The 25129-nt window shown below is 71.4% G+C and carries 23 protein-coding genes; 4 read left to right on the top strand and 19 right to left on the bottom strand.

The genetic code is table 11. The features are described from left to right. Window positions 1-24: 24 nt before the first annotated feature. Both F1734_RS00865 and F1734_RS00860 read right to left on the bottom strand, forming a co-directional pair. On the bottom strand, window positions 25-501 hold the full coding sequence (locus F1734_RS00865) for a hypothetical protein (protein ID WP_124259007.1): 477 nt from the start codon (window positions 499-501) through the stop codon (window positions 25-27). A gap of 70 nt (window positions 502-571) precedes the next feature. Continuing rightward, the gene (locus F1734_RS00860) at window positions 572-1021 is read right to left on the bottom strand and encodes a hypothetical protein (protein ID WP_203011245.1); all 450 of its coding nucleotides are present in this window, start codon (window positions 1019-1021) and stop codon (window positions 572-574) included. A gap of 94 nt (window positions 1022-1115) precedes the next feature. Here F1734_RS00860 and F1734_RS00855 point away from each other — a divergent pair, with 94 nt between their 5' ends. Continuing rightward, a complete protein-coding gene (locus F1734_RS00855; protein ID WP_064066250.1) occupies window positions 1116-1850 on the top strand; it encodes a helix-turn-helix transcriptional regulator in 735 nt (244 codons plus the stop codon). A 67-nt stretch (window positions 1851-1917) separates the two neighbouring features. On the opposite strand, the gene F1734_RS00850 is transcribed toward F1734_RS00855, so the two are convergent. The 5 genes from F1734_RS00850 to F1734_RS00830 form a co-directional block, all read right to left on the bottom strand. Next, window positions 1918-2820, bottom strand: a complete 903-nt coding sequence (locus F1734_RS00850) for an LLM class F420-dependent oxidoreductase (RefSeq protein ID WP_010594164.1) — start codon at window positions 2818-2820, stop codon at window positions 1918-1920. A gap of 253 nt (window positions 2821-3073) precedes the next feature. Next, on the bottom strand, window positions 3074-3751 hold the full coding sequence (locus tag F1734_RS00845) for an SRPBCC family protein (protein WP_203011244.1): 678 nt from the start codon (window positions 3749-3751) through the stop codon (window positions 3074-3076). Window positions 3752-3773: 22 nt separating this feature from the next. After that, window positions 3774-4631, bottom strand: coding sequence for an FAD binding domain-containing protein (locus F1734_RS00840; RefSeq protein WP_010594161.1), 858 nt, complete (start codon window positions 4629-4631; stop codon window positions 3774-3776). Then, a complete protein-coding gene (locus F1734_RS00835; RefSeq protein ID WP_203011243.1) occupies window positions 4628-7015 on the bottom strand; it encodes a xanthine dehydrogenase family protein molybdopterin-binding subunit in 2388 nt (795 codons plus the stop codon). The genes F1734_RS00840 and F1734_RS00835 overlap by 4 nt, the downstream gene beginning before the upstream one ends. Continuing rightward, window positions 7012-7515, bottom strand: coding sequence for a (2Fe-2S)-binding protein (locus F1734_RS00830; RefSeq protein ID WP_003938697.1), 504 nt, complete (start codon window positions 7513-7515; stop codon window positions 7012-7014). Before F1734_RS00830 ends, F1734_RS00835 begins: the two co-directional genes overlap by 4 nt. A 198-nt stretch (window positions 7516-7713) precedes the next feature. Here F1734_RS00830 and F1734_RS00825 point away from each other — a divergent pair, with 198 nt between their 5' ends. Continuing rightward, complete coding sequence (locus F1734_RS00825; protein ID WP_010594159.1) at window positions 7714-8175, top strand: DUF6098 family protein; 462 nt, start codon at window positions 7714-7716, stop codon at window positions 8173-8175. A gap of 38 nt (window positions 8176-8213) precedes the next feature. Beyond that, complete coding sequence (locus tag F1734_RS00820) at window positions 8214-9680, top strand: aminotransferase class I/II-fold pyridoxal phosphate-dependent enzyme (RefSeq protein WP_203011242.1); 1467 nt, start codon at window positions 8214-8216, stop codon at window positions 9678-9680. A gap of 11 nt (window positions 9681-9691) precedes the next feature. Here the strand turns inward: F1734_RS00820 and F1734_RS00815 are convergent, their stop codons facing one another. The 9 genes from F1734_RS00815 to zwf form a co-directional block, all read right to left on the bottom strand. Then, entirely contained in the window at window positions 9692-10831 is a 1140-nt protein-coding gene (locus F1734_RS00815; RefSeq protein WP_203011241.1) for an XdhC family protein, read from the bottom strand. Further along, complete coding sequence (locus tag F1734_RS00810) at window positions 10824-11939, bottom strand: vWA domain-containing protein (RefSeq protein WP_203011240.1); 1116 nt, start codon at window positions 11937-11939, stop codon at window positions 10824-10826. The genes F1734_RS00815 and F1734_RS00810 overlap by 8 nt, the downstream gene beginning before the upstream one ends. 8 nt (window positions 11940-11947) lie before the next feature. After that, window positions 11948-12838 carry an AAA family ATPase gene (locus F1734_RS00805; protein ID WP_059174560.1) on the bottom strand — a complete coding sequence of 297 codons (891 nt, stop codon included), beginning with the start codon at window positions 12836-12838 and terminating at the stop codon, window positions 11948-11950. Between the two features lie 164 nt (window positions 12839-13002). Then, complete coding sequence (locus tag F1734_RS00800; RefSeq protein ID WP_010594154.1) at window positions 13003-13986, bottom strand: ROK family glucokinase; 984 nt, start codon at window positions 13984-13986, stop codon at window positions 13003-13005. Window positions 13987-14021: 35 nt separating this feature from the next. Then, the gene (locus tag F1734_RS00795) at window positions 14022-15464 is read right to left on the bottom strand and encodes a sugar porter family MFS transporter (protein ID WP_040269977.1); all 1443 of its coding nucleotides are present in this window, start codon (window positions 15462-15464) and stop codon (window positions 14022-14024) included. 213 nt (window positions 15465-15677) lie between these two features. After that, window positions 15678-16844, bottom strand: coding sequence for an ROK family transcriptional regulator (locus F1734_RS00790; RefSeq protein ID WP_040783968.1), 1167 nt, complete (start codon window positions 16842-16844; stop codon window positions 15678-15680). 180 nt (window positions 16845-17024) lie between these two features. Further along, window positions 17025-17648: a bifunctional 4-hydroxy-2-oxoglutarate aldolase/2-dehydro-3-deoxy-phosphogluconate aldolase gene (gene eda, locus F1734_RS00785; RefSeq protein WP_040269975.1), complete on the bottom strand. Its 624-nt coding sequence runs from the start codon at window positions 17646-17648 to the stop codon at window positions 17025-17027. Between the two features lie 11 nt (window positions 17649-17659). Next, window positions 17660-19486, bottom strand: coding sequence for a phosphogluconate dehydratase (gene edd, locus F1734_RS00780; protein WP_119700177.1), 1827 nt, complete (start codon window positions 19484-19486; stop codon window positions 17660-17662). Continuing rightward, window positions 19483-20946: a glucose-6-phosphate dehydrogenase gene (zwf, locus tag F1734_RS00775; protein ID WP_119700176.1), complete on the bottom strand. Its 1464-nt coding sequence runs from the start codon at window positions 20944-20946 to the stop codon at window positions 19483-19485. The genes edd and zwf overlap by 4 nt, the downstream gene beginning before the upstream one ends. A 168-nt stretch (window positions 20947-21114) precedes the next feature. Between zwf and F1734_RS00770 the strand changes: the two genes are divergently transcribed. Beyond that, on the top strand, window positions 21115-22299 hold the full coding sequence (locus F1734_RS00770) for an ROK family protein (RefSeq protein WP_119700175.1): 1185 nt from the start codon (window positions 21115-21117) through the stop codon (window positions 22297-22299). Between the two features lie 5 nt (window positions 22300-22304). Here F1734_RS00770 and F1734_RS00765 read toward each other — a convergent pair whose 3' ends face one another. The 3 genes from F1734_RS00765 to F1734_RS26185 all read right to left on the bottom strand — a co-directional run bounded on the left by F1734_RS00765 (window position 22305) and on the right by F1734_RS26185 (window position 25004). Beyond that, window positions 22305-23480: an ATP-binding protein gene (locus F1734_RS00765; RefSeq protein ID WP_203011239.1), complete on the bottom strand. Its 1176-nt coding sequence runs from the start codon at window positions 23478-23480 to the stop codon at window positions 22305-22307. Window positions 23481-23578: 98 nt separating this feature from the next. Next, window positions 23579-24319: a GAP family protein gene (locus tag F1734_RS00760; RefSeq protein WP_203011238.1), complete on the bottom strand. Its 741-nt coding sequence runs from the start codon at window positions 24317-24319 to the stop codon at window positions 23579-23581. Then, window positions 24267-25004 carry a sigma-70 family RNA polymerase sigma factor gene (locus tag F1734_RS26185; protein WP_238424075.1) on the bottom strand — a complete coding sequence of 246 codons (738 nt, stop codon included), beginning with the start codon at window positions 25002-25004 and terminating at the stop codon, window positions 24267-24269. Before F1734_RS26185 ends, F1734_RS00760 begins: the two co-directional genes overlap by 53 nt. Between the last annotated feature and the right edge of the window lie 125 nt (window positions 25005-25129).

Here is a 25129-nt window from a genome sequence, read left to right as displayed (position 1 = left end):
AAAGCTCTTGCCGTGGAGGTCACTTCAGGACACCTGCAACAACAGTCCGAGTGCGATGCCGTAGACGAGATGTGCGACGACGGCGACGGCCGGAGTTTGGGCACCGTAGTTCAGGCCGAGCAGGCCGGGCGGTTCGAGGACCGCGGTGCTGCGCGGACCGGCTCGCCGGGAAGCCATGCGTGGATGTACGCCCGGCAACAGCGGCAGCAGGACCGTCAAGGCGACGACGCCGTGCAGCAGGCCGAGCATCATGCCGAGCCACCACGTCGCCTGATGGAGAAGCGCGAAGGTGGCGGCGTACCCGAGCGCGAAACCCTGGCCGATCGCGAGGTGGACGAAGAAGCCGACCACCCGGGCGCGGTCCGGGTCGGGAGTGACGGCCGTGCCGAGCACCAACGGCAGGTCCAGTCGGCTGAAACCTGCCAGTTGGGCGGCGATCATGACCGCCGTCAGGACGGTGGTGGCCAGCGATCCGAAGAGTGCCCATCCGGCCCAGTCCATGGCATTTCACCTTCGGGTGCGGGAGCGGCGGGTCCACGGTCGGCGTCCGCCGTGGACCCGCCGCTCGACTTCACGGGGTGCCGGCGGTGACTCTGCGCCGGGCGGCCGGGGCGGTGGCCAGCCGGGCGAGGGCGAGGGCGGCGACCGCCAGTCCGACGTCGCGCAATGCGATGTCGAGGTAGCCGCCCAGGGTGACCAGATCGACGATGATGCCGAGCAGCCATGCGGCGACGACGTAGCCGCCGATCGCAGGTCGGATCGCGACGAGGATGCCGGCGAGGATCTCGACCACTCCTACCGCGAGCATGGCCTGGTGGGCGGTGCCGGGGACGATGTCGTCGATCCAAGGGGCGAGATAGCGCTCCCAGTCGGTGAGCAGGTTCGTGAACTTGTCGAGACCGAAGGCGATCGGAGCGACCGTGAAGACGGTCCGGAGGAGGACGAATGCCTGGCGGGCTCCGACGTCGGCGTCGATGCGGGTGCGAGGGGACGTGGCGGGGGAGAGGGGGGAGGTGCTCATCGAAGTCTCCTGACTTCTAAAAGATAGTAGACTCTATTTTAGATATGTGACGTAGATTACGTCAAGAAGTTTCTCTTTTAGAAGGAGAGCGAGCGTGCAGGACGAGTTTGCAGAGCAGGCTGCAGGAATCGGGGCGCTGGCGGACCCCGTCCGGCGCTCGCTCTACCGGTACGTCGTCGCGCAGGCGGACGCGGTCGGGCGCGAGGAGGCGGCGGCCGCGGTGGAGGTGCCGGTGCATGCGGCGAAATTCCATCTCGACCGGCTCGTCGTCGACGGTCTGCTCGAGACGGAGTTCCGACGGCTTTCGGGACGGACCGGCCCGGGCGCAGGACGGCCGTCGAAGCTCTACCGGCGCTCGTCGCAGGAATTATCGATCTCCCTGCCCGAGCGTCGCTACGACCTGGCGGGGGAGATTCTGGCAACTGCCATCGAGCGGTCGATGCGTGAGTCGGTGCCCGTCGCGGAGGCGGTGCGGGCCGCCGCCGCCGAGCGGGGACGGCGGATCGCGGCGGAGCCGGCCCCGGCGGACGGCCCCGCGAACGGAGGCGATGTCGAGGCACCGGCCGGCCTCGAGGGCGTGGCGCGGGTGCTCGCCCGGCACGGCTACGAGCCGCGCCTGTCCGGCGACGGGCAGATCCGGTTGGCGAACTGCCCCTTCGACCGGCTGGCCGGCGAACACCGCGACCTGGTCTGCGGCATGAACCTCGCTCTGGTCGAGGCGGTCGTCGCCGGGCTCGGGGCTGCCGGTCTCGACACTGCCGAGCTCGACACCGAGCTTGCCCCGGAACCGGGATTCTGCTGCGTCCGGATCCGGAGCGGGGACCGGTGAATCGGCGCCGCACCGCTCCCGCCGCGGAGGACGGGACCGCACCGGCCGGCGCGGTCCCGTCCGGGTGTCAGAGCCCGAGAGCTGCGGCTACCTCGCGCAGGGCCGGGACCGGGTCGTCGCGCATCGGCAGGGTCTGCACCGCGACGTGGTCCGCCCCGGCGTCGAGGTGCTCTCGCAGCCGGGTCGCGATGTACTCCGCGTCGCCGTGCGCGACGAGTGCGTCGACGACCCGGTCGGTGCCGTCGTTGTCGAGTTCCTCGGCGGTGAAGCCGGTGCGTTCCAGATTCGCGCGGTAGTTGCGCAGTTTCAGATACGGGTTGGCCACGGCCTTGCGGCCGACGTCGCGGGCCGTGGCGACGTCGGTGGACAGCACGATCTTCTGCTCGGGCGCGAGCACGACGTCCGGGCCGAGCACGTCGCGCGCCTCACGGGTGTGCTCGGGGGTGGTGAGGTAGGGATGGGCCCCGGCGGACCGGTCTGCGGACAGCTTCAGCACCTTCGGTCCCAGCGCGGCGAGCACCCGCCGCGCCGCGGGTACGCCCTCGCGGTCGAGCACGTCCAGGTATTCGACCAGCGCCGTGTACGGCTTGCGGTACGTCTCACCGTGCGCCTCGGGGTGGCCGACGCCGACCCCGAGCAGGAAGCGGCCGGGGTGGCGCTCCTCGAGCCGGTGGTAGGAGGCGGCGATCTCGTCGGCGGGAGCGGTCCAGATGTTGACGATGCCGGTGGCGACGACCACGGTCTCGGTGGCGTCGAGGAGGCGTTCGGCCACCTCGAGGTCGGCGGGCGGTGAGCCGCCGATCCAGATCGTGCCGTAACCGAGTTTCTCGATCTCGGCCCCGGTCTCCGGGGGGAGACCGGTCGCGTGCCGCCAGACGCCGAAACGGCCGAGCGGGGGAGTCTGCGTCGAGTTCTCTGCCTTCGTCGAATCCGTCACGCCGAGTCCAACCTCCACCGGTTCCGGTTTCATTCCGTCGGGCCGCGGCGGATATCGATCCCGCAACGGTTGCGTCTTTCGTGCTGCGGGGGCGGCGCACGGGTTTCGTGTCGCGTTAGCGTGGAGGGCGATCACCCACTCCCCCCTGCGTGGGTGATCCGCCGGAAGGACCTCGCGGTCGTGCCGGCGCCCGACGACCCCGCCGGCGCTCTCGGATGTATGCGCCGGCGGGGTCCGTCCGTTTTCGGCGGGTCCGTGCGTTTTCGGCGGGCTCGGCGGCCTCGGCTCACCCCTGTCGGCGCCGCAGCACCAGGTAGACGATCAGCGCCAGCAGCGCCCCGACGGCCACCGCCGGCCCGACCCTCTTCAGCACCGACCCGCGGGCGAACTGCATCAGGTCCAGCGGGGCAGCCTCGGTGGGTTGCGCCGCCGGGGCCGGGGTCACCGGCGCGACCGCCGGTGCGGCGGGCGCGGCGGGTGTGACCGCTTCCGGCGTCGGGGCCGGGGCCGGCGCGGCGGGCGGGCCGCCGAGCTTGTCCGCCAGGCACGCCGTGAACTGCTCGATGATCTTGCCGCCGACGTCGGAGATCATGCCCCGGCCGAACTGGGCGGGCTTGCCCGTGATGGACAGGTCGGTCACGACGGTGCCTTCGGTGCGGTCGCCGTCACCGATGAGCGTGATCGTGAACGTCGCGTTCACGGTGCCGTTGCCGCGCGAGTCCTTCGCGGCGGCCTCCATGACCGCGCGACGCGCCTGTTCGTCGGTCTCGACGAACTTGCCGGTTCCCTTGTACAGCAGCTGCACCGGCCCCATCTTGATCTTCACCGTGCCGGTGAAGGTGTTGCCGTCGACCCCGGTGAGGGTGGCCCCGGGCATGCAGGGTGCCACCTTCTCCGGATCGAGCAGTGCCGTCCACACCTCGTCGACGGGTGCCGGCACGGACATGTGGTGTTCGAGTTGCATGGTTTTCGTCTCCAGTGCTTGCTCAGGCGACGTCCGCTGCCGTCGACACCGCACGGCGCGTGAGCACCCGCGCGAGCTGGCGACGGTAGTCGGCGTCGGCGTTGCCGTCGCTCATGGGGGAGGTGCCCTCGGTGGCCCGCTCGGCGGCGGCCCGGATGGTGTCGGCCGTCGCGGGCTGCCCGACGAGTGCCTGCTCGACGGCGTGCGCGCGGACCGGCACGGCCGCCATGTTGGTCAGCGCCACCCGGGCCTGCCGGATCGTGCCGCCGTCCGTCTGCACGGTGGCGGCGACCGCGACGATCGACCAGGCGTGCGCCACCCGGTTGAACTTCTCGTACCGCGCCGCCCATCCCGTGCGCTTGGGGATCCGCACCTCGACGAGGATCTCATCGGGTTGCAGGGTGGTGGTGAAGTAGTCGTCGAAGAAGTCCGCGACGGGGATGCTGCGCCGCCCCGACGGTCCCGCCGCGACAAGGGTCGCCTCGAGCGCGAGCACCGGGGCGCCGAGATCCCCGGCGGGATCGGCGTGGGCCAGAGCCCCGCCGAGGGTGCCCCGGTGCCGGATCTGGGGGTCGGCCACCGTGCTCGTGGCCTCCGCGAGCAACCGGGCGTGCTCCCGCACGAGTGGATCGTGGATCACGTCGTGGTGCGTGGTCATCGCCCCGATCACGAGGTCGCCGCCGTCCTCGCGGACACCCCGCAACTCCGGGACCCGTCCGAGGTCGACGAGCGTGGTGGGGGCCGCCAGCCGCAGCCGCAGCACCGGCATCAGGGACTGCCCCCCGGCGATGATCTTGGCGTCCTCCCCCGCCGAGGCCAGGGCGGCGACGGCCTCGTCGACGGTGGTGGGCGCGACGTAGTCGAACGTCGACGGGATCATCGGGCGCCTCCCTGAGCCGAGTTCCGAGCTGATTCGACGGCGTGCCACACCCGCATCGGCGTGCACGGCATCTCGATGTCCCGCACGCCGAGGTGGCGCACGGCGTCGAGGACGGCGTTGACCACCGCCGGCGTGGAGGCGATCGTGCCGGACTCGCCGACCCCCTTGACGCCCAGCGGGTTTCCGGTCGCGGGGGTCTCGGTGCGGTCGGTGGTGAACGTCGGCAGGTCCGCGGCCGACGGCAGCAGGTACTCGGCGAACGAGCCGCTGAGCAGGGTGCCGGACTCGTCGTGCACGGCCTCCTCGTACAGGGCCTGCGCGATGCCCTGGGCGAGGCCGCCGTGCACCTGGCCCTCCACGATGAGCGGGTTGACGACGTGCCCGACGTCGTCGACGCACACGTACGAGCGGATACGCACCTGCCCGGTCTCGGTGTCCACCTCGGTGGCGCACAGGTGCGTGCCGTGCGGGAACGAGAAGTTGTCCGGGTCGTAGGTGGCCTCGGAGTCGAGGTTGGGTTCGATGCCCTCGGGCAGGTCCGCGGCGGTGAACACCGCGAGCGCGATGTCGCTCATGCCCACGGCCTTCTCGGTGCCGCGGACCCGGAACCGGCCCTCGGTGAACTCGAGGTCGTCCTCCGAGCACTCCATCATGTGCGCCGCGATCGGACGGGCCTTCGCGATCACCTTCTCCGCGGCCTTGACCACCGCCACGCCGCCCACGGCCAGCGACCGGGATCCGTAGGTGTCCAGCCCGCGCGGGGAGGTCTGCGTATCGCCGTGCAGCACTTCGACATCCTCGAACGGCACGCCGAGCCGGTCGGCGACGATCTGGCTCCACGCCGTCTCGTGCCCCTGCCCGTGCGACGACGAGCCGGTCACCACTTCGACCCGGCCGGTGGGCAGCATCCGGATCGCGGCGTGCTCCCAGCCGCCCGCCCCGTAGTTGAGCGAGCCGAGCACCCGCGACGGGGCCAGGCCGCACATCTCGGTGAAGGTCGACACCCCGATGCCGAGCTGGACCGGATCGTTCCGGCGACGGCGTTCCTCCTGCTCACGGCGCAGCTCGTCGTAGTGGAACAGGTCGCGGGCCTTCGCGGTGGCGGCCTCGTAGTTGCCCGAGTCGTACGTCAGGCCCGCGACGGTGTCGAACGGGAACTCCTCGTGCCGGATCCAGTTCTTCGCTCGCAGCTCGAGCGGATCCATCGACAGTTCGGCGGCGAGTTCGTCCATGATGCGTTCGATTCCGAACGTCGCCTCCGGCCGGCCTGCCCCGCGGTAGGCGTCGGTGGGCACCTTGTTGGTGAACACGTTGGTGCAGGAGAAGTGGTAGGCGCCGAACTTGTAGATGCCGTTGAACATGAACGCACCCAGGATCGGTACACCCGGGGTGACCAGCCGCAGGTAGGCGCCCATGTCGGCCAGCAGCTCCACCTTCAGGCCGACGACGGTGCCGTCGCGGCGCGCGGCGAGGGTGAGCTTCTGGATCTGGTCGCGGCCGTGATGCGCCGCGACCATCGACTCGCTGCGGGTTTCGGTGTACTTCACCGGTTTCCCGAGCCGGCGCGCGACGAGCAGGGCGAGCAGCTCCTCCGGCGTCACCTGCAGCTTGCCGCCGAAACCACCGCCGACGTCCGGGGCGATCACCCGCAGCTTGTGCTCGGGGATGCCGAGCGTCATCGCCAGCATGATCTTGAGGATGTGCGGGACCTGCGTGGCCGACCACACCGTGATCTGCGGGCCGGTCGGGTCGACCACGACGGAGCGCGGCTCCATGAACGCCGGGATGAGCCGCTGCTGCCGGAACGTACGCTCGACGACCACCTCGGCGTCCCGGATGGCCTGCTCGACGTCGCCCCCGGTACCGGCCTCGGCGGAATCGAACGTCCACGTCGCGCTGACGTTGGTGCCGAGGTCCGGGTGCACGAGGTCGGCGCCGTCGCGGGCCGCGTCCGCCAGGTCGAGGACCACGGGCAGGTCGTCGTAGTCCACGTCGATCGCCTCGAGGGCGTCGTGCGCCTCGTAGGCGCTGCGCGCGACGACGACGGCGACGGCCTCCCCGGCGAAGTTGACCGTGTCGACGGCCAGGGACGGCGCGGGCGGGATCTTCATGTCGGGGGTGATCACCCACGCGCACGGCAGGCTGCCCTGCTCCGGTGAGGCGTCCGCACCGGTGAGCACCGCCACCACGCCGGGCCTCTGCCGGGCTTCCGACGTGTCGATCGAGGTGATGCGGGCGTGGGCGAACGGGCTGCGCAGGATCGCCATGTGCAGCATCCCGGGGAGGACGAGATTGTCGGTCCAGCGGGTGCGTCCGGTGACGAGGTGCTCGTCCTCCTTGCGCCGCCGCGCCTGGCCGATCTCCGGTTCGACGGTACTGGTCATCGTCCGCCTCCCGCGGCCGCGTCGGTCTGCAGTTCGGCGGCGCGGGCCTTCTGCGCCGCGTCCAGTGCCGCCTTCACGATGTTCTGGTAGCCGGTGCAGCGGCACAGGTTGCCTTCGAGGCCGAGCCGCACCTCCTGCTCGTCGGGATCGGGATTCTCCTCGAGCAGGTCGATCGTCGACATGATCATGCCGGGCGTGCAGTAGCCGCACTGCAGGGCGTGGTTGTCGTGGAACGCCTGCTGGACGGGGTGCAGCACGCCGTCGCGGGACAGGCCTTCGACGGTGGTGACCTCCGAACCGTCGGCCTGCACGGCGAGCACCGAGCAGGACTTGACGCTGCGGCCGTCGAGATGGACGGTGCAGGCGCCGCAGTTGCTGGTGTCGCAGCCGACCACGGTGCCGACCTTGCCGAGCCGCTCGCGCAGATAGTGCACGAGCAGGAGCCTCGGTTCCACCTCGTCCGTGTAGGCCGTCCCGTCGACGGTGACAGTGATGCGCATCGGGCCTCCAATGCCGGGAACATCCGGGATCCAAGATCGTCGAGAAGTGTTCACTGACACTGTGCTCCAACGGTGACCACCGAACACGCCGATTCGCCGAATCGGTGGCGGATCAACCTCGTTCCCGCGTTTGCGACGACCGGAGCGAGGGAATCCGCACGGACACGTTCGTCGGAGAACGACAGGCGGAGGTGAGAGGTGACCACGGTGGAGGAGATCGTCGAGCGAGGCGCCGGCCGGGACCTTCCCGTCGTCGGCAGCCTGGCGGAACTGACGGACCTGGTGATGTCCCACGACTCCGAGATCTACCTGCGGTACTCGAAGGGACCGGACAGCGATGCGCGGAAGGGCCCGAGCCGGGACTACGAGGCCGACGTGACACTGCCCGGGTTGTCGGTGACCAGGATCGTCCCGGAGCCGTGGTGGCCGCGGCCCGCCGTCGACTGGGTGGCGCGCCGGATCCGCAAGTACGCCGAGCTGGGCCGCGAGAGCGGCCGATTCGCGTGGCTGCTGACCGGCACGGTGGTCGGCGAGGGACCGGACCACGAACCGCTCGTCGTGCGCGCCCGCCCGCTGGCGCGCTTGTCCGACGAGATGCTCGACGAGGCGGCCGAGTGCTACCGGACCCGGTTCCGCGTCGGGAACGATTCGCGAAGCTGACCCGCGTCGCGGGGGCGCGCGCGGGGTACCCGTCGGGCATGGACCAGTCCGAAACTCCCATGCTGGATGCGCTGGATCAGTACCACCGACTCGACCGCTACGGGTTCTCCCCGCCCGGCCACCGCCAGGGGCGCGGCGCCGACCCGCGGGTGAAGAAGGTGCTCGGGCTCGACCCCTTCCGCTCGGACGTGCTCGCCTCCGGCGGCCTCGACGACCGCAGGTCGCGCAACGGCTACCTGTCGCGGGCCGAGCAGCTCATGGCCGAGGCGGTGGGAGCGCAGCAGGCGTTCTTCTCCACCTGCGGAAGCTCGCTGTCGGTCAAGGCCGCGATGATGGCGGTGGCGGGCAACGACCCGGGGGGACTGCTCGTCGGCCGGGACTCGCACAAGTCGATCGTGGCCGGTCTGATCTTCAGCGGCGTCACGCCCCGCTGGATCACGCCCCGCTGGGACGAGGAGATGCACTTCTCGCATCCGCCGTCGCCGGAACAGGTGCGCGAGACGTGGGAGAAGTACCCGGACGCGGCCGGCGCGCTGATCGTCAGTCCCAGTCCCTACGGCACGTGCGCCGACATCGAGGGCATCGCGAACGTCTGTCACGAGCGGGGCAAGCCCCTCATCGTCGACGAGGCGTGGGGTGCGCACCTGCCGTTCCACGACGACCTGCCCACCTGGGCGATGGACGCCGACGCCGACATCTGTGTCGTCAGTGTCCACAAGATGGGTGCCGGCTTCGAGCAGGGATCGGTCTATCACCTGCAGGGCGACCTGGTGGACGGCGCACACCTGTCGGCCTGCGCCGATCTGCTGATGACGACGAGCCCGAACGTGATGATCTACACGGCGATCGACGGGTGGCGCCGGCAGATGGTCGAGTACGGCACCGAACTGCTCGGCGACGCCCTGCACCTGGCCCGGCGGACCCGTGAGCGGATCGCCGGGATCGACGGTCTCGCCGTCCTCGAGGACCGGCTGCTCGGCGAGGAGGCCTCGCACGACCTGGATCGGCTGCAGGTGCTGATCGACGTGAGCGAGCTCGGCGCCTCCGGCTACCAGTGCAGCGACTGGCTGCGCGAGCACTGCCGGCTCGATCTCGGCATGACCGATCACCGGCGCATCCTGGCGACCTTGTCCATGGCCGACGACGAGAGCACCGCCGATCGGCTCGTCTCGGCGCTGGAGGCGCTGTCGCAGGCCGCGGAGTCGTTCGATCCGCCGCCGCAGATGTACCTGCCGACCCCCGGCGAACTGCAGCTCGACTCGGTGATGTCACCGCGCGACGCGTTCTTCGGCAAGGCGGAGATGGTCGATGCGAGCCGGGCCGCCGGGCGCATCGCGGCCGAGCAGATCACTCCCTACCCGCCGGGCATTCCCGCGGTCGTGCCGGGGGAGCGCCTCGACGACGCCGTCGTCGACTACCTGCGCAGCGGCGTGAACGCCGGGATGACGATTCCCGACGCGACCGACACCTCGCTCGAGCAGTTCCGGGTGGTCGCCGAGAACTGACCGCCGCGCCCCTACTGACCCGGCACCGCGGTGTCCTCGTGGGCGTGGATCGGGCCCGCGGTGCGGGCGAGGTGCTCGCCGCGGCCGCCCCACTTCAGCGCGATGATCTCGGCCGCGATCGACACCGCGGTCTCCTCCGGTGTGCGCGCCCCGAGATCCAGCCCGATGGGAGAGCACAGCCGCGCGAGCTCGTCGTCCGTCATCCCCGCTTCACGCAGGCGCGCCGACCGGTCCTCGTGCGTGCGCCGCGAGCCCATCGCGCCCACGTAGGCCAGGTCGAGCCGCAACGCCACCTCGAGCAGCGGCACGTCGAACTTCGGGTCGTGGGTGAGCACCGTGACCACGGTGCGCGAGTCCACGCGCCCCGCGGCCGCCTCGGCGGCGAGGTAGCGGTGCGGCCAGTCCACGACCACCTCGTCGGCGGCGGGGAACCGGGCGGCGGTGGTGAACACGCCCCGGGCGTCGCACACCGTCACGCGGTAGCCGAGGAACGAGCCGAGCTGCGCCATGGCGGCCGCGAAATCGATGGCGCCGAACACCAGCAACCGCGGCGGCGGCTGGAAGGAGTGGACGAACACCGACATGCCCTCGCCCCGGCGCTGCCCGTCGGGCCCGTAGTGCAGCGTCGCGGTCCGGCCCGCGGCGAGCAGACCCCGCGCGTCGTCGGCGACGGCGTCGTCCGCCCGCGCCGACCCCAGCGACCCGCGCGCGCGATCCGGCCACACCGCCAGGCGACGCCCCACCCATGCCGGATCGGGATGTTCGGTGACGGTGGCGACCGCGACGGCCTCCTCGGCCCGCATCGACGCGACGACTTCACCCAGCTCGGGAAATGCGGCGGCATCCACCCGTTCGACGAACACGTCGATGATGCCGCCGCACGTGAGGCCGACGGCGAAGGCGTCGTCGTCGGACACGCCGTACCGCTGCAACACGGGCACCCCGTCGTCGAGCACCTGCTGCCCGAGCTCGTACACGGCGCCTTCCACGCAACCGCCGGAGACGCTGCCGGTCACCGTGCCGTCCCCGGCGACGAGCATCGCGGCGCCCGGTGCGCGGGGCGCGGACCGGAACGTCGAGACCACGGTTCCGAGGGCGACGGTGTCACCGGCCCGGTAGCGACGTTCGAGTTCGTCGAGAACTTCACGCACGGTGGACCTCCTCGAGCAGTTCCTGCAGCGTCGCGAGGCTGTGCCCCGCGAGCAGACGGTCGAGATGCGGCAGGGCGGCCGCGATGCCGGACTGCACGGGCTCGTACCCGGCTGCCCCGGCGTGCGGATTGACCCACAGGACGGCGTGGGCGAGCCGCCGCAGCTGGGCGAGCTGCTCGGCGAGCAGGGCCGGATCGCCGCGTTCCCACCCGTCCGAGAAGATCACCACGACGGCGCCGCGCGCGAGGCCGCGCCGGCCCCACCGGTTCAGGAAGGCCCGCAGGGTCTCGCCGAGCCGGGTGCCGCCCGCCCAGTCGGGGACCGCCCGGCCCGCCGCGGCGAGGGCGCATTCCGGGTCGCGGGCCCGCAGCGCGCGCGAGAGCCGCGTGAGGCGGGTGCCGAGGGAGAACACCTCGGTGTGGGCGGGATCGGCGCGGGTCACCACGTGCGCGAAACGCAGCAGCGCGTCCGCGTACGGGCTCATCGAGCCGGAGACGTCGAGCAGCAGCACCACGCGGCGCGCCCGGGTGGCCCTGCCGTGCCGGCTCGGCCGGACGGGTTCGCCGCCGGCCGCGAGCATCCGGCGCACCGTGCGGCGCGGGTCGATGCGCCCCCGGCGCGACGGGCGCAACCGCACCGCCGGACGGGTGGGCGGCCGAGGATGCAGCGTCGCGATCAGCTCCGCGAGGTGTGCCCGCTCGGCGTCGGTCAGTTCCGCGATGTCGCGCCGGCGGAGCACGTCGGTGTCGTCCGCGGCGACCCGCAGTTCGGGGCCGCCGCCGGCGGTCTCGTCGCCTCCCGACGGCGTGAGGCCCGCGATGCGGGCCCGGCGCGGAGTGCGCGTGCGCGGCGACGTCACCTCGGGTGCCGTTCCGCCGAACCAGCTCTCGAACGCGAGGTCGTAGCGGGGGATGTCGTCGGGGTCGTGACACAGGGTTGCGCGCCCGGCCCAGTACACCTGCCGGCGGTCGCCGAGGTCGATCTCGCGCAGGGCGCGCAGGTAGGCCACGGCGGCGTCCGAGGCGACGGACAGGCCGGCCGCGGCGAGGACGCGGGTGAAGCCGGTGATCCCGACGAGGGAACCCCCGGCGTCGGCGGTCGTCGTCATTGCGGGTCTCACCCCGTCAGGAGCCGGTCGAGCCCGGTGCGGACCACTCGGTCGAGGTCCTCCCGGTACTTCAGGACGGCACCGAGCGTCGCGGCCGCGGTCGCCGCGTCGAGCACGTCGCGGTCCAGTTCCCGCAGCGCTCGGGCCCAGTCCAGCGACTCGGCGACCCCGGGCGGCTTGAGCAGGTCCATCCCGCGCATGGTCTGCACGGCGTGGGCGACCTGCGTCGCGAGGTGTCCGTCGATGCCCGGGATGCGGCGGCGCAGGATCTCCACCTCCCGCGCGAGGTCGGGATGTTCGAGCCAGTGGTACAGGCAGCGGCGTTTCAGGGCGTCGTGCACCTCGCGGGTGCGGTTCGAGGTCAGCACCACCAGCGGCGGCGTCTGCGCCCGCACCTGTCCGAGTTCGGGGATGGTCACGGCGTTCTCGTCGAGCACCTGCAGCAGGAAGGCTTCGAATTCGTCGTCGGCCCGGTCGATCTCGTCGACGAGCAGCACGCACGGCGCGTCGGTGAGCGCCTGCAGCAGGGGTCGCGCGAGCAGGAACCGCTCGGTGTACAGCGAGCGCTCCGCCTCCTCGGCCTCGAGCCGGCCGCCGCTCGCGGCTTCGAGGGTGCGCAGGTGCAGCAGCTGCCGGGGAAAGTCCCAGTCGTAGAGCGCCTGGGACGCGTCGATGCCCTCGTGGCACTGCAACCGGATCAGCGGCAGGTCCAGCGCGTCGGCGAGGGCGACGGCCAGCGACGTCTTGCCGGTGCCGGGTTCCCCCTCGCAGAACAGCGGGCGGCCCATGCGCAGCGCCAGGAACGCCACCGTCGCGAGCCCGTCGTCGGCGAGGTACCCGGTGGTGTCCAGTGCCCGCGTCAGCTCCGCCGGTGAGCCGATCGCCGCCGTTGCCGTCATGGTGCGAGCCTATGGCAGCGCCGCTGCCGAGGTGCGCTTTCCGACGTAGCTCCGGCACCGCGGGCGGGACCCGAGGGGGAGCGGGTGGGACCGAGCGAATGTACCGTCCACCTCGTCGGATCGAGTCGGCAGCTCGGCAGCTCGGCAGCTCGGCAACTCGGCGGTCAGGCGACGGCCACGACCTCGAGGCGCGTGGCGTCGTCCGTGCGGCGCCGAGCCAGGTCCGCGGCCCCGACGATCCCGGCGTCGGGGCCGAGCTCGGCCAGGCGCACCGGGGCGGCCGGGCGGTGCCCGCGTCCGGTCAGCCGCTGGGCGAACGTGGCGACGGCGGGCCCGCGCAGCAATTCCCCGGCCTCGCACACACCGCCGCCGAGGACGAACACCTCCGGGTCGAGGAACGCGGCGAGGTCGGCCATGCCGTGCCCGAGCCACGTGCCGATCGTGCGGAAGCACTCGAGCGCGGCGGCGTCGCCCTCGCGGGCGGCGGTGGTGACGTGGTGCCCGGTGATCTGCTCGGCGCGCCCGCCGGCCAGCTCGAGCAGCCGGCCGGCGAGCGCGGGCGAGACGCTCGCGATCTCCTGCGCCTCCCGCACCAGGGCGCGCCCGCTGGCGTACCGCTCCCAGCAGCCGTGGTTGCCGCACCCGCAGCGACGCCCGTGCGGTTCGACGTTGAGGTGGCCGAGTTCCGCGGCCAGTCCCGAGGATCCGCGGTGCAGGGCGCCGTCGATGATCAGTCCACCGCCGATGCCGGTGCCGACGGTGAGCACGATCGCGGTGCGGGCACCGCGGCCGGCGCCGAAGCGCGCCTCACCCCAGGCGGCGGCGTTGGCGTCGTTCTCGACGACGGTGGGCAACCCGCACGCGGCCTCGACGGCCGCCCCGAGCGGTTCGCCGCGCCACGCGAGATTGGGGGCGAACAGGACGGTACGACGATCGGAGGCGACGAACCCGGCGGCGCCGATGCCCACGGCACACACGTCGTGCGTGGCGCGGAGTTCGCGGACGACGTCGGCGACGACGTCCTCGGTGCGGGCGGGGTCGTCCGACGGGGTGGCGCGGCGGAGCCGGGCGTGCAGGGTGCCGTGTTCGTCGACCACGCCGGCGGCGACCTTGGTGCCGCCCACGTCGATTCCGATGGTCAGTGCCATGTCTGTTCTCTCCCTGACTTCAGTTGCCGGACGGGTTAGGCGGCGTCCATGTCCTCGAGCTCGCGGCCCTTGGTCTCTTTCACCCAGCGCAGGACGAACAGCAGCGACAGCACCGCGCACACGGCGTAGAAGCCGTACGACATCCCCAGCGACAGTTCCTTCATGGCGGGGAAGGAAACGGTGACGACCCAGTTGGCCGCCCACTGCGCACCGGCGGCGAGCGACAGAGCCGCCGCGCGGATCCGGTTGGGGAAGGCCTCGCCGAGCAACACCCACACGACCGGCCCCCACGACATGCCGAAGGCGACGACGAACAGGTTCGCGGCGATCAGCGCGATCGGTCCCTGCAGTCCGGTCAGGTGCGGGGTGGTCACACCGTCGACGACGGTGGTCGAGGCGGTGGCGAAGACGACGGCCATCGTGGCGAGGGTGACGGCCATGCCGGCCGAGCCGATGATCAGCAGGGGGCGACGTCCGACGCGGTCGACGAAAGCGATGGCCACGAGGGTGGTGGCGATGTTGACGACGGAGGTGACGACGGTGATGACGAGGGAGCTGCTCTCGTCGAATCCCACTGCCTGCCAGAGAATGCTGGAGTAGTAGAAGATCACGTTGATGCCGACGAACTGCTGGAACACCGAAAGTCCGATGCCGATCCACACGATGGGCAGCAGGCCCAGCGCGGGTCCTCTCAGGTCGCGCAGCGACGGGGTGTGCTCGTGGCCGAGGGTGGCGCGGATCGATTCGATGCGCAGGTCGATGCCCTGTTCGCCGAGCAGCATGCCGAGGATGCCGCGGGCCTCGCCGATGCGGCCCTTCGCGACGAGATAGCGCGGGGACTCCGGGATGGTGAGGGTCAGGAATCCGTACACGAGCGCGGGGACGGTCATGGACAGGAACATCCAGCGCCACGCCTCGAGCCCGAACCACAGTTCCTCGCGGGAACCGCCGGCGAGGGCGGCGAGCGCGTAGTCGACGAGCAGGGCGGCGAAGATGCCGACGACGATCGCGAGCTGCTGCAGCGATCCCAGGCGGCCGCGCACCCGGGCGGGGGAGATCTCGGCGATGTAGGCGGGGGCGATGACGGAGGCGAGTCCGACGCCGACGCCGCCGACGATCCGGAACAGGACGAGAGTTTCGACGTTGAAGGCGAATCCGGTACCGAGCGCGCTGACCAGGAACATCGCGGCGGCGACCTGCATCGTGGTGAGGCGGCCGTAGCGGTCCGCGATGCGGCCGGCGAGAACGGCCCCGCCGGCCGCGCCGAGCAGGGCCGAGGCGACGGCGAAGCCGAGGACGGCGGACGAGACGGCGAACCGGGATTCGATGGCCGAGACGGCGCCGTTGATGACGGCGCTGTCGAAGCCGAACAACAGGCCGCCGAGCGCGGCGATGACGGCGATGCGGACCGGCACTGCGGCGCCGGCGGTGTCGGGCCCGGTGTCGGGGACGGTCGGGAGCGCGACGTGGTTGCTCATGGGACTCCTCGTAGGCGGCGGGAACCGGCCGCGGCGGTCCCGTTCCGGGAGGCGTGTGGCGGCGGTCACGCGAACTGTGTGCTGGACCACAGTAGGGCGAAGACGTCTCTATCGTCAAGAAATGAACGAACAAATCGATCCGGATGGACGTCTATGTTCAATTCTGAACTCAATCGGTGGCGCGGAAGGGCGCGAAGTCGTCGGAGTCGATCATCAGTGCGGGTTGGCCGCCCGCAGGCCCAGGGCGACCGCCCCGAGCACCTGGGCGCGGGCCCCGAGGGCCGCGGTGCGCACCTGCACGGTGCGCGCGGCGCTGGGCACCGCATACCGCTCGATCGCGCGGCGCAGCGGCTCGAGCAGCAACTCTCCCGCCAGGGCGAGTTCGCCGCCGATCAGGATCAGTTGCGGATTGAGCAGGTTGCACAGGCCCGCCGCCGCGACCCCGACGTGACGGCCGGTGTCCGCGAGCACCCGGGCGCACCCGGCGTCGCCGGCCTCGGCGAGTGCCACCACGTCCGCGATCGTCAGGCCGGGCCCCCGGCTCGGCTCGAGCAGCCCGATCACCACATGGGAGGCCACCATCGTCTCGAGGCAGCCGCGGTTGCCGCACCGGCACACCTGGCCGAACTCGTCGAGGGAGGTGTGACCGATCTCCCCGGCCGTGCCGGCGCGGCCACGGTAGAGCCGCCCGTCCAGGACCAGTCCGGCGCCGACGCCGTCGGACAGCTTGATGTAGGCCAGGTCGTCCATGCCGCGCCCGGCACCCCAGATGTGTTCGGCCAGTGCGCCGAGATTGGCGTCGTTGTCGACATGGACGGGAAGCGCGAGCCGCTCGGCGGCGAGGGCTTCCGGGTCGACGCCGACCCAGCCCGGCAGGATGGACGGCCCGCCGATACGGTGCGTGGCGGACTCGACCGGTGCGGGCAGTCCCATGCCGACGGCCGCCACGGCGTCGCGGCCACACCCGAGTTCGACGAGAGCGTCGTCGAGAAGTGCTCCGGCTCTTTCTATTCCGTCCTCGGCGCGGTGCCCGGTTGCCAGCTCGACCCGCTTCTCGGCGAGGATCTCGTGTGACAGGTCGGCGACGGCGACGGTGAGATGCCGGTGCCCGAAGTCGATTCCGACGGCCAGGCCCGCCGACCGGGTGAGCTTGACTGCCCGGCCCCGCTGGCCCGGACGCTCCGCCGCGGCCACTTCCACCAGCCCGCCGGTGGTCAGTTCCCGAACCAGATTCGACACCGTCGCCGGGGCCAGACCGGTGCGCCGGGCGATCTCCGCCTGGGTGAGCTCCCCGCCCGACTGCAGAACCCGAACCACCCGTTGCTGATTGGCCGAACGCAGCGACGACTGCGAGCCGGGATGTTCGGTGTCCTCACGCATCCGCTCAGGGTACCGGCCCGCGACCGTCCGTTCGCTCCGGACGGCCGGGACCATCCGCGACCTGCGCGGTCGTCCGCACGCGTCGCGACGGTCGCGTACGACGATCGGGCGCGCGGATGCGGTGACGTCGAGGACTCGCCCCCGCCGCATCCGAGCGGGGCGGAGGCGAGTCCGGTTCGCCTACGCCTCGGCCCGGCGCAGTCCCGTGGTCACCTGCGCGAGGCGGGTGATCCGGGCCCAGTCCCGGGTCTGCACCGCATCGGCGGGGGTGAGCCACGAGCCCCCCACGCAGCCCACATTGGGCAGCGCGAGGTAGTCGGGGGCCGTCGCGACCGAGATTCCGCCGGTGGGGCAGAACCGGGCCGCCGGCACGGGGGAGTGGACGGACGCGAGGAACCGGGTGCCGCCTGCGGCCTCCGCGGGAAAGAATTTCATCTCGCGGTAGCCGCGTTCGAGCAGCAGCAGTACCTCCGAGACGGTCGCCGCCCCCGGCAGGTGCGGCAGCCCGGTGTCGGTCATGGCCTTCAGCAGCGACTCCGTCGCGCCCGGCGACACCAGGAAGCGCGCACCGGCCGCCGCGGCCTGCGCGGCCTGGCCGGGTTCGACGATCGTGCCGGCACCGACGGTGATGTCGGGGACCTCGTCAGCGATCCGCTCGATCGCCTCGAGGGCGCACGGGGTGCGCAGGGTCAGCTCGATCATGGGCACGCCGCCGTCGGCGAGGGCCCGGGCGATCGGGACGGCGTCGGCGGCATCGTCGATCACGACGACGGGCACGACGGGGGTCACGTCCAGCAGGCTCATCGGGGTCTCCTTCACGCGAAGTCGGATTGAAAGACGCTGGCGCCGTGGGTGGCCGGGCCCACGGTGGCCCGCAGGCCCGCGAACAGCTCACGGCCCGTGCCGGTCCAGGCGTCGTCGGTGGGGGCGTGACCGGTCGCCGCGCGGCCGGCGAGCGTGGCGTCGGACAGGTGCACACACAGCGAGCCGGCGACGGCGTCGACGGTGATCGGGTCGCCGTCGCGGACGCGGGCGAGCGGACCCCCGGCCGCGGCCTCGGGCGTGACGTGGATGGCGGCGGGAACCTTGCCGGACGCGCCCGACATCCGGCCGTCGGTCACCAGCGCGACCCGGCGCCCCCGATCCTGCAGCACCCCCAGCGCCGGGGTGAGCTTGTGCAGCTCGGGCATCCCGTTCGCGCGCGGGCCCTGGTAGCGCAGCACGGCCACGACGTCGCGGTCGAGTTCGCCAGCCTCGAACGCCGCGAGGAAGTCGGCCTGGTCGTCGAACACCCGCGCCGGGGCGGTGACGACGTGGTGCTCCGGGGTGACCGCGGACACCTTGAGCACGGCCTCGCCCAGGTTGCCGTCGAGCACCTTGAGCCCGCCGTCGACGGCGAACGGATCCGCGACGCCGCGCAGCACGGTGCGGTCCAGGCTCGCCGACGGCCCGGCCTCCCACCGCAGCGTCCCGTCGCGCAGCCGCGGCTCCTGCGTGTACCGGTGCAGCCCCGGCCCGGCGACGGTGGTGACGTCGTCGTGCAGCAGGCCCGCCGAGAGCAGGTCCGAGACCACGACACCGAGCCCGCCGGCGGCGTGGAAGTGGTTCACGTCGGCCGCGCCGTTGGGGTAGATCCGGGCGAGCAGCGGCACGACGGCCGACAGGTCCGCCAGGTCGCGCCACGTGAGGGTGATCCCGGCGGCCCGGGCGATCGCCACCAGGTGCATCGTGTGGTTGGTGGAGCCGCCGGTGGCGAGCAGTGCGACGCAGCCGTTGACGACGGCCCGCTCGTCGACGACCTCACCGACCGGGGTGAAGTCGGAGCCGAGGGCGGTCAGGCCAGTGACGCGGCGCGCGGCCTCGTCGGTGAGCGCGTCCCGCAGTTCGGTGCCGGGATTGACGAAACTCGCCCCGGGCAGGTGCAGGCCCATCACCTCCATCAGCAGCTGATTGGAGTTGGCGGTGCCGAAGAACGTGCACGTGCCGGCGCCGTGATAGGAGGCGGCCTCGGCCTCGAGCAGGTCTTCGCGGCCGGCGCGGCCCTCCGCGTAGAGTTGCCGCACCCGGGCCTTCTCGCCGTTGGGCAACCCCGACGTCATCGGCCCGGCCGGGACGAACACCGTCGGCAGGTGCCCGAAGCCGAGCGCGCCGATCAGCATGCCGGGGACGATCTTGTCGCAGACACCGAGCATGAGGGCTCCGTCGAACATGTCGTGCGACAACGCGATTGCGGTGGACATTGCGATGACGTCGCGGCTGAACAGCGACAGCTGCATGCCGTCGCGGCCCTGGGTGATGCCGTCGCACATGGCCGGGACGCCACCGGCGAACTGCGCGATGCCCCCGGCCTCGAGGACCGCGGCCTTCAGCCGTGCCGGGTAGTCCTCGAAAGGCCGGTGCGCGGAGAGCATGTCGTTGTAGGAGGAGACGATCGCGATGTTCGGCTTCACCAGCCCGCGCAGCGCGGACTTGTCGGCAGGTTCGGCGGCGGCGAATCCGTGGGCCAGGTTGGCGCACGCGAGACGCCCGCGGGCGGGGCCCTTGTCGGCGGCGGCACGCAGCCGCTCGAGGTAGGCGCCGCGCTCGGCGCGGCTGCGCCGGACGATGCGGTCGGTGACCCGGTCCAGAACGGGATGGCTCATACGGAAGTTCCTTCGTACCAGGCGCGTCCGTCGCGCTCGATGAGGGTGGTCGCGTCGGTGGGGCCGGACGTTCCCGCCGGGTAGCGGCGCGGCATCCGACCGGTGCGGTCCCAGGTCTGCAGGATCGGTTCGACCCACGCCCATGCGGTCTCGACCTCGTCGCGCCGCATGAACAGGGTCGGGTCGCCCCGCACCACGTCCATCAGCAGCCGCTCGTACGCGTCGGGCGAGGGCCGGTCGAACGCGTCGACGTAGTTCAGATCCAGGGAGACCGGGCGCAGGCGGATCCCGCCGGGTCCGGGTTCCTTGGCGGTCATGTGCAGGCAGATGCCCTCGTCGGGCTGCAGCCGGATCACCAGTCGATTGGGTTCGGTGGCGCCTTCGGCGCGGGGGAACATCGGGTGCGGAACGTCCTTGAACTGCACCACGATCTCGGAGCTGCGCTTCTCGAGGCGCTTGCCGGTGCGGAGGTAGAACGGCACGCCGGCCCAGCGCCAGTTGCGCACCTCCGCGCGCACCGCGACGAAGGTCTCGGTGCGGCTGTCCGGGTTCTCCACCTCGTCGCGATATCCGGGCACGGCACCGCCGTCGACCAGTCCGGGTCCGTATTGCCCGGTGACGGTGAATCTTTCGACGTCGTCGGCCGTCATCGGCCGCAGTGCCTGCAGCACCTTGAGTTTCTCGTCGCGCACCGTTTCGCGGTCGACGATCGTCGGCGGTTCCATCGCCACCAGGCACAGCACCTGCAGCAGGTGGTTCTGCAGCATGTCGCGCAGCGCGCCGGAGGTGTCGTAGTAGCCGCCGCGGGTGCCCACGCCGAGGGATTCGGAGACGGTGATCTGGACGTGGTCGATCCACGTCGAGTTCCACAGCGGCTCGAGCAGGGTGTTCGCGAACCGGGTGACCAGCAGGTTCTGGACGCTCTCCTTGCCGAGGTAGTGGTCGATGCGGAAGATCTGCGACTCGTCGAACACTTCGCCGACCGCGTCGTTGATCGCGTGGGCGGAGGCGAGGTCGCGGCCGATGGGCTTCTCGAGCACCACCCGGGAGGTCGGTTCGACGAGTCCGTGCCGGGCGAGGTGATGGGAGATCGGCCCGAACAGCGAAGGGGCGCAGGCGAGGTAGAACACGCGCACGGAGTCCGGGGTCAGGACGTCGTGCAGGGCGGACCAGTCGTCCCCGCCTGCGAAGTCGAGGCTCACGTAGTCGAGGCGGTCCAGGAACCGGGTGAGGGTGCCGGCGTCCAGCAGGGGAGCGGGCACGAAGCGCGCGAGCTCGCCGCGAATCTTGTCGCGGTAGCCGTCGGTGTCGAGGCCGGCGCGTGCGGCGCCGACGATCCGGCTGCGGGGTGGCAGCTGGCCGTCCCGATCGCGCAGGTAGAGGGCGGGCAGGAGCTTACGGACGGCGAGATCGCCGGTGCCGCCGAAGACGACGACGGTACAGGGGGCGGCGGGTGACATGGCTTGTCCTCCCGAATGAGGGGGTGAGGGCTGTCACTCGCAACCGTAGAGCATCTTCCGCACTGAAACAACAAACTTACGCATTTCTAAGAACAAAGTCCGCTGGGATGTGGCGTCCTGCCGCAGCGCCGGGCGCTCTCGAGTGCGTTTCCTTGGTTCAATGGCGGTATGAGCCGATCCTCCAGCGCGCCCGCCACAGCGGGCGAGGTCTTCACCCTCGTCCGTGCCGGCGCCGCGACCACCCGAAGCGAGATCGGGCACCACACCGGGCTCTCCCGCACCGCCGTCGCGGCCCGGGTCGCGGCGCTCCAGGACCTCGGCCTCGTCGTCGAAACGGAGGAGGGGCCCTCGACCGGGGGGCGCCCGCCCCTCACCCTCACCTTCGGGGCGGGGGCGGGCATCGTGCTCGTCGTCGCGATCGGCCGCAGTCGCACCCAGCTCGCCGTCTGCGATCTCGCCGGGGAACTGCTCCGTACCGAGGACCTCGAGCAGGAGATCGGGGCGAGCCCGGGTGAGCTGATGCCGAAGGTGGCCGCGCACCTCGCCGACCTGCGCGACGCGCTCGGTCCCGGCGCCCCCCGCACCGTCGGCATCGGGGTGAGCCTGCCGGGCACCGTGGACACGGTCCGCGGCTGCAGCCTGGATTCGCCGATGATGGCCGGCTGGGACGGTGTCGAGTTGCAGCCGTTCCTGGCGGACCTCGGCGGCGCACCGGTCTTCGTCGACAACGACGCGAACGTCATGGTGCTCGCCGAAAGACTGGGCGAACGAAGGCAGTTCGACGACATGCTCCTCATCAAGGCCTCCACGGGTCTCGGGGCGGGCATCGTGTCGGGCGGGGTGCTGCAGCGCGGCGCGGTGGGCGCGGCCGGCGAGATCGGGCACACCAAGACCGCTGCGGCGCAGGGCGTCCTGTGCCGCTGCGGCGACGTCGGCTGCGTCGAGGCGATCGCCGGGGGCTGGGCGCTGGTCCGTGACCTGCAGGAGCAGGGCCGGGACGTGACCCACATCCGCGACGTCGTGGCCCTCGCCGTCGGCGGAGATGCGGAGGCGCGCCGCATGATTCGCGACAGCGGCCGGCGGATCGGCGAGGTCATCGCCGGCGCCGTCAACCTCCTCGACCCGGCGGTGCTCGTCGTCGGCGGCGACATGGCCGAGGCCTACGACGTGTTTGTCGCCGGACTGCGCGAGACCCTCTATCGCGATGCGGTGTCCGTCGCCACCCGTGCCCTGCAGATCCTGCCGTGGTCGCACGGCGATCGCTCCGGGATGATCGGCTGCGCCTCCATGGCGCTGGACCAGGTACTCAGCGTGCGCGCCGTGGACCGGATGGTGGCCGAGCGGGGCCGGTGACCCGGTTACTCCGCCGGCTGGCGGCGGATGAAGTCGGCCATACCCGGGACGGTGAAGGCGATGCGACCGTGCTCCGGCGCCCAGATCAGGCCCTTGCGGATGGCCGAGTTGCGGACGTCGCTGACGCCGGTGGCCGTCGAGCCCATCAGCTGGGCGACCTTTCCGGACCGGGGTGCCTCCTCGCCGGCCGCGGCGAGTGCGGTGAGATACCGGCGCTCACGGTCGGTGGCCCGGTTCCAGCGCGACGGGAAGAATTTCTCATCGAGGTGACGGCGGCCCACCTCGACGGCGAGCTCGGCATCCTCGAGCTGGAAGGGGCTGTGCGGAGCGATGTTCCAGATCGCCTTCCCGAACTCCTGCAGGAAGTACGGATAGCCCCCGCTGGCCTGGACGAGCACGGCGAGGGCGTCGTCGGTGAAGTCCCCGCCCTGGCGGCGCACCGGGATCCGCAGGGCGTCGGCGGCGGCGGTCGGCGAGAGGGGGCCGATGGTGCTGTAGAGGAACTGGCGCTCCGCGTACGAGCGGTTGCCGGCCAGGACCGCGGGAAGATTGGGCAGTCCGGCACCGATGAGGAAGAACGGCCATTCCCGCTGGCTCGCCCGGTGCTGGACGGCGAGCAGCGCCGACAGCAGATCGGAGTCGAGGTCCTGCATCTCGTCGACGAACAATCCGAAGGCACTGGATCTCGGCCGCAGTTCGGCGGTGATCGCCTCGACGAGTTCCTCGAGATCGAGGTCGATGTCCCCGCTGGCCGCCGGGGGCTGGTCGAGGGAGAAGCTCGCGGTGGCCGGCCCGAGGCCGAGGCCGAGGGAGAAACCCCGGGCGAGATCGATGAGCGGATCGATCGCATGCTGGATCCGGTGCTTGCGGCTGTAACGGCGCAGTCCGACGGTCAGCTCCTGGGAGAGCTTGGCGCGGACGGCGCTGGTCCCGGCCTCGTTGGGTCGCGCCTCGAGGGCGATCGTCAGCCAACCCTGCCGGTCGGCGTGCTCGACGAGGGCGTTGAGCAGGGTCGTCTTCCCGACTCCCCGCAGTCCCGACAGGATGAGTCCACGGTCGTAGTTCTGCCGCTTGCTGCGGGCGACGAGGAGTTCGAACGCCCCGATCTGCTCGTCACGCCCCTCGAGCGCCGGCGGCCGCAGGCCGGAGCCGGGCTTGAACGGGTTGAGCTCGAGATCCACGAACCGAGTATAGAGACTTATGGCGACTTATCTGAACCTCTCCATAGTTGTCCATAACTGCCGATAGATTCGTCGGCCGAGCTCCTTCGCCGTCCGACTCACAGCCCGGCGATCCCGTTGCCGATCAGGATCAGGCCGAGGATCAGAAGAACCGCCGCCATGATCACCGTGTGTTGGCGGGTCATCCACTCGTCGGCGGCCGCGAGCGCCCGGTCGGCACGGTCGGCGAACACGCCGCGCACCACGGGCGGGGCAGCCACCCCCAGACTGGCTACGACCGCGAAGACGATCAGCGCCACGATCTGTTCGGGAACGCGCGCAGTCGCGTCCGCGATCACCACCGCGCCGGCTGCAACCAGGGCGAGGTTCTTCGGATTCGCCGCCGCAAACAGAAACCCGAGAGCCAGAGCCCGTCGAGCGGTCATGGTCTGGGCGGCCGCCATCCATCCGGGCACGGTGGATTCCTCTCCCGGCTGCGGCCGCGAGTACCACTTCCGGACGGCCAGGAGGACCAGCACGACTCCCAGCACGAGTTTCGCAGCAGCGGCCCACCAGGTGGGCTCGTCAGACAGCATGATCACATCCGCCACCGCGATGACCACGGCGCCCACCACGAGCAGACCCGCGAACCAGCCGCCGACGAAGGCATAGGAGACGCGCAGCGGCCGCTTGGTGACCAAGAGCACCGACAGCATCACTATCGGCATCGCCGCCAGCAGCAGGCCGACCGCAATCGGCAGGGACTGCCCGATCGCACCTGCCATGAGCCACCCCTCGGATCGCCGATCATCGATCTCCGACGAAGAGTAGTCGCATCCCCGTCCGGTGGAGACGGACACGGTCGCGCGGTCTCCTCCGGGCCGACACCCAGTCCTCCGCGACGCGGATCTTGTCCCCCTGTCTCTGCCACCCCGCCCGTCCGAGCGTCCGGATCACCCGTTGGGGAACATGAAGCACACATACGGTCCGGTACACCCCGGTCGGGACAACGACGGGACGTGCACGCTCGGCACCGCACACCGCACACCGCACACCGAACGGCCGGCGGCACGCAGGCCGGGTCGCGTCGCGGCGCCGGGCATCGAGCGGAACCGCCGTGCCTCGGCAGGTGATCGGCTCATCCGCAGGCCGGGTCAGGGCGACGCGCAGCCGAGACAGTGCGCGGTGCTGTCCGAGCCGGACCGCGCCGGGCGTGATGTGCAGGACGGCGGCGGTTTCCGCCGTCGACATGCCGTGGACGACCCGCAGATGCAGGATGTCGCGTTGCCTGTCGGTCAGGACGTCCAGCAGCGCATCGATGCGACGCCGCTCGTAGCGGCGCCGTGCGTGGGTTTCGGGAGCCTCCGGTCCCCACGGTACGTCGGGAACGTCTCCGACCGGTGCTGCGTTCCGTGGATCCGACCGCACGGCATCAGGATTCCCGGGGTCGAGCGCAGCGGTGCGCTGCTCGATCCAGGGCCGCGTCGTGTCCGCACTCGATCGTAGGGAGTCGGACGGAGGCCCGTCGTTCACAGGAGCTGTCATCGAGTCGTGCCTTTCCTTGCTGTGACATGACGCATCGCGTCCGTCCACGCACCCACACAACCGGACGTTCGCCCGGCGTCCATGGGAGTGCGTCGTGGATCTGCTGGGAACTGCGTCTGCGGCGA

It is taken from the genome of Rhodococcus ruber, from assembly GCF_016804345.1.
Lineage (GTDB): Bacteria > Actinomycetota > Actinomycetes > Mycobacteriales > Mycobacteriaceae > Rhodococcus > Rhodococcus ruber.
Note: the sequence above shows the minus strand (reverse complement) of the source record. Positions and strands in the feature narration are given on the sequence as shown.